Genomic DNA, 13153 nt, shown 5'->3' on the forward strand with positions numbered 1-13153 from the left:
AGGGATGGGACGGAACGTTCAACGGTAACAATATGCCATCGAGCGACTACTGGTTTACAGTAGAATACGAAGAACCCTTTACCAACCAAATTAAAGAGTTCAAAGCTCACTTCACACTTCGACGATAAGTATGAGATAATTATAGAGAAAAGCCTGAACATTAAGTTCAGGCTTTTTTATATGCATCAGTTTTTGTTGTAATAATTTGTTTATAGATGTTTAGTTATTACTAATGCTTGTTATTGTGGTTTTTAATATTTTGTGGTTGTATTGATTCATTTTAGATATGATTTAGGGGTTTAAATGGATTGGATGCAGATTAAAGTCTAGCTTGGAGTTATCAGATAGATTAAAACTGAATACACTTTGTTTTGTATTCAGTCAAATAGATTTAATAAAGAATATTGTTATAAACAAAAACACTCAATAGCTAACAGCTATTGAGTGTTTTCCTATTCTATAAGAGTGTTAGTCTTTTATGAAGTACGACTAAATTTTAAATCCTAGAGTTAAAATAACATCTGTAAATTTTGATTGAAACTCTACTGAATCAGTAAGCCCAACATTGTAAAGTTGGTAATTTGTGTCTCTTTCAGCTTGGCTAAAAGCCATATCTAGATTAAAACTCCCAAAGTTATAACCAAGCCCTAACGAGTAGCCAGTTAAATCTCCATAGAATGAATCATTTTTATAAGGACTTTCTTCAAAGCGATAACCACCTCTAAAACTCAATTGTTTGTATCTATATTCTCCACCAACTCTATACGAATTTGCTGTGTCTAAAGCATTGCTAATACTATTGTTTATTTCAGAAAAAACAATATCGGAAGTTGGTCTGAATTTAGATCCACTATAATCTTTAATAGAATAATCAAAACTTAGTAAACCTTGCTTTCCAAAGACATAAGCTAGGCTTCCTGTAACTTTAGAAGGTGTTTGTAATCTATATTCAGGAAAAATATTTATGACATTAGGATTTACAATAGCACTACCTTCAGGACTATCTGTTGCTAAATATTGAGATGTTTCTTCAGATATTCTATACCAAGTAGGTGAGTTGTATGATAAGCCAACTCTAAATTCTTCGGTAACCTTAGCAATTCCTCCTAATTGGAAAGAAAAACCACTTCCGGTAGTTAAAAGATTGTTTTCGAAATCAACACTAGTTATAGTTGAGTTTTCGTTAGAATTAATTTCACTCAAAAATGTGCTTCTTTCATAATTAATGAAATGCGTATTAAGATTTATGCCTAAAAATATTTTGTCTTCATAACTAGTGGCGAAGTTGAAAGCTAGTTTGCCATTGTAGCCTCTACTAGCATAATAATATTCTTGGTCAAAATCAGTCCCATTAATGTTAGAAGTGTAGGCTGTGTTTTCATCTGTATCTTCAACCGGATCAATAATATAACTCTCATACCCTAAAAAAGCTTGCTGATTTTCATACCCATAGAAAGAACCAATTTCAGAATATGCTTGAGATATTGTTTCTCCTGGAAGTGCAGAAATTTCGTCTAACCTTAAGCCTTGTCCGTTGACTCCATTAGCATATCCCAAAAAGTAACTTCCAATAGAGTTATTGGGATTTATACCTCTAGCCATCCAATCATCATCAAAGTCAGCTGATCTATCATAAGCAGCACTTAATGTGAATTTTTTCCAAGGTGAACTTTCATTTCTATTAATAAAAACTAATGTTGCACCAAGTTGATTTAAATCAAAATTTGAATTAGACGATGTTGTAAATCCATTAAAATAATTGATATCATCATTTTTACTGAAAACACCAATAGAAACTGAAGCATGACTATTATTAAATATTGCAGATCCAGCCGGATTTATATTTACGGCAGACATGTCTCCGCCTAGTGCGCCAAAAGCACCACTCATGGATCTAAAACGAGCTGTTCCTTGAATTTCATCCATAGAGTATCTAACTGCATCGGTAACGTCTTGGGCTAAAATATAAGTTGAGCTTGCTAAGCCTATGCAAAGCATAAGTAATTTTTTCATAAGTAATTTTTTAAAAGAATTTTGCTATAAGAGAGTATTGCTAATTAACCTCTACCTCGTCTGCTACTACTACCTCCCGACCTTGATCCACTTGAAGAAGATCTAGAACTACCAGAAGAGCGTACACTACCTGAAGATCTTGAAGAAGAGCTTCTAGATGATCTAACTGAACCCGAAGAAGATCTCGAACTTCTACTAGACCTAATCGTACCCGAAGAGGATCTTGAACTCCTGCTTGATCTAATCGTGCCAGAAGAAGATCTTGAACTTCTTGTTGATCTTATAGCTCTTGATGATCTATTAGTATTTGGTCTTGATATTCTACTGCTAGAAGAGTTTCTTACAGTACCGTTTCTCGATGTTCGTATTGCTGAGTTAGATCTGCTTGCGCTTGATCGTGTTGCGCTGCGAGATAATCTGCTTGTAGAATAATTTCTTCTTGACAATGCCGATGAGCTTCTGCTGGCTCTGTTTAAATAGCTATTATTAATTACTGAACCTCTTCTTCCTGCATTGTAAGCATATCGATTACCTCTGTAGTAACCATTCCAGCCCCAATTGTTCCAGCCATAACCCCATCCAGGTCCCCAGCCCCAATTATTCCAGCCATAACCCCAACCAGCGTTCCAGCCCCAGTTGTTCCAACCATAGCCATAATTCCAACCGTAATTCCATCTCCAAGGTCGTCCCCAACCCCAGTTATTCCAACCATAACCCCAACCAACGTTCCAAAGCCATGGATCATTCCATCCATACCAACCATTGTCTATAATGTTAATAGTTATACTTTCATTATTTTGTCCCCAACCACCATAAACAGGTCTTTCTTCTATAGTATCTTGAGCTTTTTCTAAGTAATTCCCTTCATAAGAATCTATATCAGTAAAAATCTCATTATCTTCGATAACCGCTTCTAATTGAGCGGAAGTGTCAGCAAAATAATTTTTATAGTATTCAGAATCATTTGAGGAGGTTGTAGCTACAGGTTGTTCAACATCTGTTGTGTTATAGTCTTCAGAGGAGTAAATTCCGTCGTTATCATAGCCTACATATTGAAAAGAACCACATGAAGTTAACACGGTCATTAAACCGAGTGCAACAAAAAATGGCAATTTGTGCTTAGTAATGATTTTAAATTGCATATCTGTTATATTTTATTGTTGAACATAGCAAAAATAGTTAGTTTTGCCCAACTATTTTTTTATTTAACATAGTCACAATATTTGTGCCAAAACACAGAAAATGAGTAAAAATCTTACTACTAGAGCTGAAGATTATTCAAAATGGTATAATGAATTGGTTGTAAAAGCCGATTTAGCTGAAAATTCTGCCGTACGTGGATGTATGGTTATCAAACCTTATGGTTATGCAATTTGGGAAAGGATGCAGGCAGAATTAGATAGAATGTTTAAAGAAACTGGACATCAAAATGCTTATTTTCCTTTATTTGTTCCAAAAAGTTTATTTGAAGCTGAAGAGAAAAATGCAGAGGGTTTTGCAAAAGAATGTGCTGTAGTAACTCATTATAGACTTCAGAACGATCCTGATAATCCGGGTAAGCTTAGAGTAGATCCTAATGCCAAACTAGAGGAGGAGCTTGTTGTAAGGCCTACAAGTGAAGCGATAATTTGGAATACCTATAAAGGATGGATTCAAAGTTATAGAGATTTACCAATTTTAGTAAACCAATGGGCAAATGTTGTGCGATGGGAGATGAGAACAAGGTTATTCCTTAGAACAGCTGAGTTTTTATGGCAAGAAGGGCACACAGCACATGCAACAAAAGAAGAAGCAATAGCAGAGACTGTACAAATGAATAATGTCTATGCTCAATTTGCTGAGAATTTTATGGCTATTCCAGTTATTCAAGGTGTAAAAACAGAGAGTGAACGTTTTGCAGGTGCTGAAGATACTTATTGTATAGAAGCATTAATGCAAGACGGAAAAGCTTTACAAGCTGGTACATCACATTTTTTAGGACAAAATTTCGCTGAAGCATTTGATGTAAAGTTTACAAATAAAGAAGGTAAGCAAGATTATGTGTGGGCAACATCGTGGGGAGTTTCTACAAGATTAATGGGAGCTTTAATTATGACACATAGTGATGATAAAGGATTGGTGTTACCTCCAAATCTAGCACCTTACCAAGTAGTAATTGTTCCTATTTATAAGAATGATGAACAATTTGAGGCTATAAAGAAAGTTGCTGATCAAATTACTAGTGATTTAAGAGAGTTAAATATTAGAGTTAAATTTGATGGTAGAGATACGTTGCGTCCTGGTGCTAAATTTGCGCAACATGAATTACAAGGCGTTCCACTTAGAATTGCTATTGGACCTAAAGATTTGGAAAATGAAACTGTAGAATTAGCTCGAAGAGATACTTTTACTAAAGAGACAGTAATTTTGGATAGAATTAATGTGGTTGTTGAAGATTTACTTGAGGAAATACAAGAGAGCTTATTCAATAGAGCTTTAATTTTTAGAGATTCTCATATTACAGAGGTTAATGATTTTGAAGAGTTTAAAAAGGTATTAGAAACCAAAACAGGGTTTATTTCTGCACATTGGGATGGTACAGCAGATACAGAACAAAAAATAAAGGAGTTAACAAAAGCCACTATTAGATGTATACCTTTAGATAATAAAAAAGAAGCTGGAAAGTGCGTTTTTACTGGTAATCCTAGCACGCAACGAGTGCTTTTTGCAAAGGCTTATTAAAATTTTTTCAAAAAAAATTAATTTGTTGTTGCAACATTTAAAAATAGTTGTATTTTTGCATCCGCAATGGAAACATTGTAGGTTCATTAAAGAATGATAATAACCAAATGGCCCGTTCGTCTATCGGCTAGGACGCCAGGTTTTCATCCTGGTAAGAGGGGTTCGATTCCCCTACGGGCTACAATTTTTAATAAGAAAAAATAAAATGGCAAATCATAAGTCAGCTTTAAAAAGAATTAGAAGTAACGAAAAGAAAAGAGTGCTTAACAGATATCAGCACAAGACTACTCGTAATGCTATTAAAAAGTTACGTGAAGTTAGTGATGCTAAAGAAGCACAAACAATGTTGCCATCTGTTATTAGCATGATTGATAAACTAGCTAAAAAGAATATTATTCATACTAACAAAGCTGGTAATTTAAAATCACAATTGACTAAACATGTTGCTGCGTTATAATTGCGGAAACTACTAAGAATATTTAAAAGGCTTTCGGTTTCGAAAGCCTTTTTTTTATTTTCTATATTATTCATTTGATGCTTAAACATAAAAAAGCCCTGAAGTTTTATTTCAAGGCTTTTTACATCATTATAATTCTTTGATTTTTTCCTTACCCATTCATAGAGATTAGGAATTCTTCATTGTTTCTAGTTTGTTTAAAACGATCATTTATAAACTCCATTGCTTCCACAGGATTCATGTCTGCAAGATATTTGCGCATTACCCACATTCTTTGAATCGTATTATCGTCTAATAATAAATCATCTCGTCTTGTACTAGAAGAAGTAAGATCTATAGCAGGGAAAATACGACGGTTAGAAATCTTACGATCTAACTGTAATTCCATATTACCAGTACCTTTGAATTCTTCAAAGATAACTTCATCCATTTTAGATCCTGTTTCTGTTAATGCTGTAGCTATGATTGTTAAAGAACCTCCATTTTCAATATTACGAGCAGCTCCAAAGAAACGCTTAGGTCTATGTAATGCATTAGCATCAACACCACCAGATAAGATTTTACCTGAAGCAGGTTGAACAGTATTATAAGCTCTTGCTAAACGTGTAATTGAATCTAATAAGATGACAACATCATGTCCACACTCTACTAATCGTTTTGCCTTTTCTAAAACAATATCTGCAATTTTTACGTGCTCGTGAGCTTCCTTATCAAAAGTAGAAGCAATAACTTCACCACGTACATTACGTTGCATGTCTGTTACTTCCTCAGGTCTTTCATCAATAAGTAATATCATTTGATATACTTCAGGATGATTAGCAGCTATTGCATTAGCCACATCCTTGAGTAACATAGTTTTACCAGTTTTAGGTTGTGATACAATCATACCACGTTGCCCTTTTCCTATTGGAGAAAATAAATCCATTATTCTCGTAGAAATAGTGCTTTGTTTTTCTGCAATATTAAATTTCTCTTTAGGGAAAAGAGGAGTTAAGTGTTCAAAAGCAACACGATCTCTTACTACATTAGGATCCTGACCATTGATTTTACTTACCTTAATAAGAGGGAAATACTTTTCACCTTCTTTAGGTGGTCTTACATGACCAAGAACAGTATCACCTTTTTTAAGTCCGAATAAACGTATTTGAGATTGCGATACATAAATATCGTCAGGTGAGGTTAAGTAGTTATAGTCAGATGATCTTAAGAATCCATAACCATCTTGCATTATATCTAAGACTCCTTCACTTTCAATAATAGCATCAAACTCAAAATCTGGCTCACGATAACGGTTTCTGTTATCCTTATTACCATTGTTTTTCTGATTGTTATTATTGTTATTTCGGTTTTGTCTATTATCGTTTTTCTGATTGTTGTTGTTAGAACGTCTATTGTCTTCTTTACGATCGTTAGACTTATTGTCTTGACGTTGCTGATTTTGCTTTTCGTTGTTAGACTTATTCGATTTTTGTTCTTTTGGCTTAGCGTCCTCTTTTTTATCTGAAAACTCCAAAGATTTTTGATCGTTAGTTTCTTTTGGTTTTCTCTGTACTCTAGCTCTTTTTTGTTGAGGCTTATTTTGTTTTTGCTCTGGTTTTTGGTTAGAGTCTGTTTCAACCTTTGCTTTTACTGCTTCTGGGTTTGCAGCTTGATAATCTAAGATTTGATATACCAAGTCTAGCTTTTTTAGTGAGCGATACTTAGGTACATTTAGTTGTTTAGCTATATCCTGTAATTCAGGAAGCTTTTTAGCTTTTAACTGTGAAATTTCAAACATTCGTATGTTATATAATGTATTACAATTTGATATTATTAATTCAATATTTTCTAAATGAAATAAAAAGAAAAAAAGTGAAATTAATTTGGAAGATAGAATGATGCAACTCAGTACGTTGCCACATTCTATTGCAATAATACAATTTTATTTTAAAACAATTTCTATCTTTTTAAAAAATAAACTACTAATTTTGCCGAGCAATTTTTAATTGAAGATATGATTCAGCGCATACAAACACTTTATTTATTTTTATCTGTAGTTATTTCTGCTGGACTAATATTTGTGTTTCAATTGTGGACTAACACTGAAGATGTGAAAGTTTTTGCAACAGATAATTATTTGTATTTGGGCTTGTTTTTAGCATCTGCTTTATTATCTTTAATTTCGATTTTTAGTTTTAAAAATAGAAAGTCTCAATTTGTAATGGGACGAGTTAATATAATATTAAACTTTATTTTACTAGGAATCTTTGTATATCAATCTCTAAATATATCTGGAGAAACGAATGTTTCTGAGAAAGGTATTGGGATTCTTCTTCCTATTTTTTCTATTGTGTGTTTAGTCTTGGCAAACAAGGCTATTAAAAAGGATGAAGATCTTGTAAAATCTGTAGATAGATTACGATAGAACCTAAAATCTTAGTAGTATTAGTGCGAAAAACCCAGACGCTGCCGTCTGGGTTTTTCATTTTTACCTTTCAAATTCTATAACTTCGAGATCTTTTATTTGTTTACCATCAATATTAAATCGCAACATTGTTCTTTTATGGTGAAATCCATGCTTGCCAATAGCACCTGGATTCATGTGTAGTAGGTTTAATTTTTTATCTGGAATTACTTTTAAAATATGAGAGTGGCCACAAATAAATAAATCTGGAGGATTATTCTGAAGTGTTTCTCTAACCCGACCGTTATATTTTGAAGGATAACCACCAATATGTGTTATCCAAACATCAATTTCTTCACATTTAAAACGTAGATTTAAAGGAAATTCGGCTCTTGCTTTTGTGTCATCAATATTACCGTAAACGGCTTTTAAAGGCTTATGTTTTTTTATTTCATCGGTTACTTTTAAATCTCCGATATCACCAGCATGCCAAACTTCATCGGCTTGCTTCACATATTTAATAATAGTGTCATCAATGTAACTATGTGTGTCTGATAAGAGCAGTATCTTTTGCATTAAGATAATATTGTGATTTTAACTACCGATTCTATGTATCTTTGTGACTTTAAAAAGCAAAAATAGCCAATCTTTTGAGATATTTTTTAGAGTTATCATATAATGGTAAAGCCTATCATGGTTGGCAAAATCAGCCAAACGCCATTTCGGTACAAGAAGTTATAGAAAAAGCGTTAAGTACTATTTTAAAAGAAACTATCAATATCGTTGGTGCAGGAAGAACTGATGCAGGTGTGCACGCATCGCAAATGTATGCTCATTTCAATTTTGATGGAGATTTTAAAGAAAAAGATCTTACTTATAAGTTGAATTCTTTTTTACCCAAAGATATAGCTATTCATGATATTTTTAGAGTTACACCTAATGCACATGCAAGATTTGATGCTTTGAGTAGAACATATCATTACAAGGTTTCAACAATAAAAAATGTATTTGATTACGATTATTCATATCAAATGCATTTACCTTTAGATGTTGATGCAATGAACCAAGCTTGTAAAATTTTATTTGAGTATAAAGACTTTCAATGCTTTTCTAAGAGTAATACAGATGTAAAAACTTATAATTGTAATATTATGGAAGCGTTTTGGACTCAAAATGATGATGAACTTTTGTTCACCATAAAAGCCAATCGGTTTTTACGAAATATGGTTAGAGCTGTTGTTGGTACTATGATAAACATTGGTTTAGGAAAATTAAAACCTGAAGATTTACACCAAATAATTGTATCAAAGGATAGAGGCAAGGCAGGATTTTCAGTTCCTGCACATGGATTATATTTGGTAAATATTGAATATCCAGAAACGATTAAAATTTAATAAGCATTTATAGAGCTAATTTTGGCTTACGATGGCAGAAAAAAATAAAAAGAAAATATTCGATACATCGCTTTTTAAGCGATTACTACATTATATAAAACCTTACAAAACAGTATTTGTAATCTCCTTAATTTGCGTTATTGGTTTGGCTGTTTTTGGTGCGTTAAGACCAAGGATTTTAAAGGATGCCATAGACATAAAAATAGCTAATAAAGAGTATGGAGGTTTTGTGTTTTACATGGGCATTATGCTTGTGCTTCTTGTTTTGGAGGTTGTGTCTCAGCTACTATTTATATATTATGCAAGCTGGTTGGGTCAATCAGTGGTGAAAGATATTCGTGTTAAACTTTTTAAGCATATTCTAAAGTTTAAAATGACGTATTTTGATAAGTCGTCTGTAGGTGTCCTTATTACCAGAGCTGTAACAGACATGGAGCGTATTGCAGATATTTTTGGGCAAGGTTTGTTCATGATTTTTAGTGATATTCTAAAAATGTTGGTTGTGGCGATTTTTATGGCATTTATCAACTTAAAATTGAGTTTGATCGTTTTTGCAACGATGCCAATTATTATAGTTGCTACTAAGATTTTTCAGAAGTATATGAAGAGAGCTTTTGAAGATGTGCGAACAGAAGTCTCTAACCTTAATTCTTTTGTGCAAGAGCGCGTTACAGGAATGAAAATTTTGCAATTGTTCACAAGAGAAGCAACCGAATATAAAAAATTTAAAGAAATAAACGAACGTCATAAAAAAGGCTGGTTAAAAACTGTTTGGTATAATTCTATTTTCTTTCCAGTAGCAGAGTTTGTGTCTTCGCTTACTATGGCCTTGGTGATTTTAGTTGGTGGGTTTACAGCTATAAACCAAGGGGCAACTACAACCTTGGGTGATTTGATTTCATTTACAATGTTTATACCAATGCTTTTTAGACCATTGTATCAAATTGCCAACAAATTTAATACGCTACAAATGGGAATGGTAGCTGCTGATCGTGTGTTTAGAGTATTAGATACAACCTCTAATATAGATGATTTTGGTACAATTGAAGCCAATCATTTTAAAGGTGAGATAGAGTTTGATAATGTAAGATTCTCATATGTAAAAGATGAAGAAGTTTTAAAAGGCATTTCTTTTAATGTAGAGGCTGGAGAAACTGTCGCTATAGTGGGTGCTACAGGAGCTGGGAAATCTACAATCATCAACTTATTGAATCGTTTTTATGAAATAAATTCGGGTCATATTAGAATTGATGGTACAGACATAAAGGATATGACTTTAAGTTCGTTACGTAATCAGATTGCAATCGTATTGCAAGACGTATTTTTATTTGCGGATACCATTCTCAATAACATCACGCTTAATAATGAATATATTACAGAAGACGATGTTGTCACTGCGGCAAAAGCTATTGGTATACACGATTTTATAACAAGTCTTCCTGGTGGATATCACTATAATGTAAAAGAACGTGGTGTAATGCTCTCTTCTGGTCAGCGTCAACTGATTTCGTTTTTAAGAGCTTATGTTACAAATCCGAGTATTTTAATTTTGGACGAAGCGACTTCCTCTGTAGATTCTTACTCTGAGCAATTAATACAAGATGCTACAGATACAATTACCAAAGGAAGAACTTCAATTGTTATTGCGCACAGATTAGCGACTATTCAACAAGCAGATAAAATTATTGTTATGGATGCAGGACAGATTGTAGAAATGGGAACACACAAATCTTTACTTAAGAAGAAAGATGGTTATTACAAAAACCTTTATGAAGTACAGTTTTTAAAAGCTGAAGCTATATAAATTATGTTTTTGGCTTAAAGCTATTTATGTCATATGAGCCTAAAAGTAAGCCGACAACAAAAGAAATTACACCAATAATTATATAGCTAAGCAAGAAAATAACTAAGAACAAAAACGTCTTTAGAAGTAATTCAGAAAACGATAATTTAAAGATTCGTTTTAATACATAACAATGATAAATAAGTATTACGGGATAGCTTAAAAATATAAATGATATATAGTATGTAGGTGCTATAATCAGAATTGCTTGCCCAATAAGTATACTTATTATAGAATACAAAGACATCGTGTATATGTAAATAACAATATGCTCTGTAAGATTATATTTTTTGTTGTAGAAAACAATACGAGAAATAATACCAAAAACAGGAATTATAGCAGAAAATATAAAGGAACTATATTCCATGCTATCACTTGTAGAGTAGCTTTCAAGTGCACGCTGTGAGTATTCATTAGAAAAAATTTCGAGACTCATCATCCAGGCTTTTAAGTCAAAATATTCTAGATAAAATTTTTTGATTAAAAAAACTGAAAGTCCAGCAAGTGTTAAGGATAAACCCAAAAAACTAATCGGATTAATATAGCGTTTTCTAACTCCATCTACATAATTACAAATTACGGCTTCTGGTTTTGTGAAAAGAGAGATAATGGTTCTTAATAACTTATTGTCGTAATTAAAAAATGTTTCGCTTAGATGTTCAAAAAGATGCTTTAAGGTTAAACGTTTTCTAATTACTTTGCCACCGCAGCTGTTGCAATAGTTGTATGTTTCTTTAAGTTGGGTATGGCAATTTTTACATTTCATTTTTGTGCTATTGTAATTACAGCTAATACAAGTGCAATTAGTATCATCAAAATTAGTAATGAAGACATATAAATAAACATAGTGAGAATGAACTTAGCTAAAGTATTTAAAAAGTTTTCCTTAAAAACGCGCTTTAGTACATAAAATAAATAAATGAAGATAGGCAGTGTAAGTATTGTTGAAACAATTAAATAGTTTAAACCGAATAATAAAAATAAAATACTGAAAACGGCAGTGATAATGATTATCTGAGCAGAATAATAGAGGTTCAAAATAAGATGTTCAGTATAGTTGTATTTTCGCTCTCCATTTATAAAATAAGCCAACCATGAACCCACGGCAGAAAGTGGTACAGTTAAAATATAAACTAATCCTTGATATTTGGTAAGCATATCATAAACAACACCTCCAAAAGGATTACTTTCTTGATTGGCTATATTTTGCGCATTTCCTGATACTTCAGAGCTAAATTCAAAAGCATCTTTAAAAAATGTTGTCATTAGAAATACCTGTATACCAGCTAGAGTTAAAGAAACAGCAAAGTATTGTAAGACATCAATATATCTTTTTCGTGTACCATTTATATAACCTGTAATTACATCTTCAGGTTTTTTAAAAAGATCAATAAATGTTTTTAAAAACTTGTTATCAATAGATAAAAACTGTTCGTTTACCTGTGCAGCTATTACTCGAGGTGTTAAGCGATTCTGTATAATCTTTGCACCGCATTCATCGCAATACTTCTGAGTATCCTTAAGGGCGTTATTACAATTTTTACAGTTCATTTAGTTTAAGTCTTCTTTAATCTTTTTTACAAGATCATCTGTGTCTTTAAACATCACAAATTCACCATTTTTAATATAGGATATTTGCCCTGTTTCTTCGCTCACAGCAATGGCAAGTGCATCTGTTTTTTCGGTGATACCAATGGCAGCTCTATGTCTTAACCCAAAACGCTCAGGTATGTTTTTTTCGTTGTTAACTGGTAATATAACACGTGTGGCTTTTACCACATTTTTATCAATAATAATAGCACCATCGTGCAACGGACTGTTTTTAAAAAAGATACTTTCAATAATAGGTTGAGATACTAAAATATTCATCTCATCACCAGTATTAGTTAAAAAGTCGAGGTTGTTGTTACGTTCAATAACGATTAATGCTCCAGTGTTTGTAGCTCCCATTTTGTTGCAAGCCGTTATAATTGCATCGACATCTGTAGAGGTTTGGTCGTCGTTTTTTAAGAATTTAAAATTTTTGAAAATTCCCTTTTTACCACCAATATTTGTTGATCCAACGAGCAATAAAAACTTTCGGATTTCGGGCTGAAAAACTACAATAAGTGCAATAATACCAACCTTCATAAAACCATCAAAAATGCTGTAAAGCATCTGCATTTGCAGGTAGTCTGTAAGTCGCCAGGCAAAATAAATAATAAGAATACCAATAAAAATATTGATAGCCACAGTACCTTTTACAAGCTTGTAGATGTAATAGAGTAGAATAGCCACAAGGAAAACATCTACAAAGTCTATAAATCTAAATTCCCAAAGTTGAAGGTTTTCCAAGGTTAGTG

General features: G+C 32.6%; 13 protein-coding genes and 1 tRNA gene. 7 read left to right on the top strand and 7 right to left on the bottom strand.

Going from position 1 to position 13153, the window contains the following annotated elements:
* Positions 1 to 128, top strand: a 128-nt coding sequence (locus V1468_RS15660; RefSeq protein WP_331811265.1) for a T9SS type B sorting domain-containing protein, incomplete at its 5' end; no start/stop codon positions are given.
* Positions 129 to 489: 361 nt separating this feature from the next.
* On the opposite strand, the gene V1468_RS15665 is transcribed toward V1468_RS15660, so the two are convergent.
* Together V1468_RS15665 and V1468_RS15670 are read right to left on the bottom strand one after the other, a co-directional pair.
* Complete coding sequence (locus V1468_RS15665; protein ID WP_331811155.1) at positions 490 to 2013, bottom strand: OmpP1/FadL family transporter; 1524 nt, start codon at positions 2011 to 2013, stop codon at positions 490 to 492.
* A 44-nt stretch (positions 2014 to 2057) separates the two neighbouring features.
* Positions 2058 to 3155: a hypothetical protein gene (locus V1468_RS15670; protein WP_331811156.1), complete on the bottom strand. Its 1098-nt coding sequence runs from the start codon at positions 3153 to 3155 to the stop codon at positions 2058 to 2060.
* A 100-nt stretch (positions 3156 to 3255) separates the two neighbouring features.
* Between V1468_RS15670 and proS the strand changes: the two genes are divergently transcribed.
* The 3 genes from proS (at position 3256) to rpsT (ending at position 5191) form a co-directional block, all read left to right on the top strand.
* Complete coding sequence (gene proS / locus V1468_RS15675; protein ID WP_331811157.1) at positions 3256 to 4734, top strand: proline--tRNA ligase; 1479 nt, start codon at positions 3256 to 3258, stop codon at positions 4732 to 4734.
* 109 nt (positions 4735 to 4843) lie between these two features.
* Positions 4844 to 4915 (top strand) — tRNA-Glu (locus V1468_RS15680).
* A gap of 24 nt (positions 4916 to 4939) precedes the next feature.
* Positions 4940 to 5191 (top strand): 30S ribosomal protein S20, encoded by a 252-nt coding sequence (rpsT, locus tag V1468_RS15685; protein WP_243471172.1) that lies wholly within the window; start codon positions 4940 to 4942, stop codon positions 5189 to 5191.
* A gap of 151 nt (positions 5192 to 5342) precedes the next feature.
* Here the strand turns inward: rpsT and rho are convergent, their stop codons facing one another.
* Positions 5343 to 6968 (bottom strand): transcription termination factor Rho, encoded by a 1626-nt coding sequence (gene rho / locus V1468_RS15690; RefSeq protein ID WP_331811158.1) that lies wholly within the window; start codon positions 6966 to 6968, stop codon positions 5343 to 5345.
* A gap of 216 nt (positions 6969 to 7184) precedes the next feature.
* Between rho and V1468_RS15695 the strand changes: the two genes are divergently transcribed.
* Entirely contained in the window at positions 7185 to 7595 is a 411-nt protein-coding gene (locus tag V1468_RS15695; protein ID WP_331811159.1) for a DUF4293 domain-containing protein, read from the top strand.
* Between the two features lie 63 nt (positions 7596 to 7658).
* Here the strand turns inward: V1468_RS15695 and V1468_RS15700 are convergent, their stop codons facing one another.
* The gene (locus tag V1468_RS15700) at positions 7659 to 8150 is read right to left on the bottom strand and encodes a metallophosphoesterase family protein (RefSeq protein ID WP_331811160.1); all 492 of its coding nucleotides are present in this window, start codon (positions 8148 to 8150) and stop codon (positions 7659 to 7661) included.
* A gap of 74 nt (positions 8151 to 8224) precedes the next feature.
* Here V1468_RS15700 and truA point away from each other — a divergent pair, with 74 nt between their 5' ends.
* Both truA and V1468_RS15710 read left to right on the top strand, forming a co-directional pair.
* Positions 8225 to 8968: a tRNA pseudouridine(38-40) synthase TruA gene (gene truA, locus V1468_RS15705; RefSeq protein WP_331811161.1), complete on the top strand. Its 744-nt coding sequence runs from the start codon at positions 8225 to 8227 to the stop codon at positions 8966 to 8968.
* Positions 8969 to 8999: 31 nt separating this feature from the next.
* Entirely contained in the window at positions 9000 to 10772 is a 1773-nt protein-coding gene (locus V1468_RS15710) for an ABC transporter ATP-binding protein (RefSeq protein ID WP_331811162.1), read from the top strand.
* 1 nt (position 10773) lies between these two features.
* Here the strand turns inward: V1468_RS15710 and V1468_RS15715 are convergent, their stop codons facing one another.
* From V1468_RS15715 to cdaA, 3 genes are read right to left on the bottom strand one after another with little or no spacing between them, the layout of a single operon-like run.
* Positions 10774 to 11577 (bottom strand): DUF3667 domain-containing protein, encoded by an 804-nt coding sequence (locus tag V1468_RS15715; RefSeq protein WP_331811163.1) that lies wholly within the window; start codon positions 11575 to 11577, stop codon positions 10774 to 10776.
* Positions 11574 to 12362 (bottom strand): DUF3667 domain-containing protein, encoded by a 789-nt coding sequence (locus tag V1468_RS15720; RefSeq protein WP_331811164.1) that lies wholly within the window; start codon positions 12360 to 12362, stop codon positions 11574 to 11576. The genes V1468_RS15715 and V1468_RS15720 overlap by 4 nt, the downstream gene beginning before the upstream one ends.
* A complete protein-coding gene (cdaA, locus tag V1468_RS15725; protein ID WP_331811165.1) occupies positions 12363 to 13145 on the bottom strand; it encodes a diadenylate cyclase CdaA in 783 nt (260 codons plus the stop codon). It lies immediately after the preceding gene.
* Positions 13146 to 13153 lie beyond the last annotated feature (8 nt).

This window comes from Winogradskyella poriferorum (assembly GCF_036553625.1).
Taxonomy (GTDB): Bacteria; Bacteroidota; Bacteroidia; order Flavobacteriales; family Flavobacteriaceae; genus Winogradskyella; species Winogradskyella poriferorum.

Bases quoted from the DNA above. Each gene is read 5' to 3' on its own strand.
- V1468_RS15665 (WP_331811155.1), bottom strand. From the start codon at position 2,013: ATGAAAAAATTACTTATGCTTTGCATAGGCTTAGCAAGCTCAACTTAT.
- V1468_RS15670 (WP_331811156.1), bottom strand. From the start codon at position 3,155: ATGCAATTTAAAATCATTACTAAGCACAAATTGCCATTTTTTGTTGCA.
- proS (WP_331811157.1), top strand. From the start codon at position 3,256: ATGAGTAAAAATCTTACTACTAGAGCTGAAGATTATTCAAAATGGTAT.
- rpsT (WP_243471172.1), top strand. From the start codon at position 4,940: ATGGCAAATCATAAGTCAGCTTTAAAAAGAATTAGAAGTAACGAAAAG.
- rho (WP_331811158.1), bottom strand. From the start codon at position 6,968: ATGTTTGAAATTTCACAGTTAAAAGCTAAAAAGCTTCCTGAATTACAG.
- V1468_RS15695 (WP_331811159.1), top strand. From the start codon at position 7,185: ATGATTCAGCGCATACAAACACTTTATTTATTTTTATCTGTAGTTATT.
- V1468_RS15700 (WP_331811160.1), bottom strand. From the start codon at position 8,150: ATGCAAAAGATACTGCTCTTATCAGACACACATAGTTACATTGATGAC.
- V1468_RS15710 (WP_331811162.1), top strand. From the start codon at position 9,000: ATGGCAGAAAAAAATAAAAAGAAAATATTCGATACATCGCTTTTTAAG.
- V1468_RS15715 (WP_331811163.1), bottom strand. From the start codon at position 11,577: ATGAAATGTAAAAATTGCCATACCCAACTTAAAGAAACATACAACTAT.
- V1468_RS15720 (WP_331811164.1), bottom strand. From the start codon at position 12,362: ATGAACTGTAAAAATTGTAATAACGCCCTTAAGGATACTCAGAAGTAT.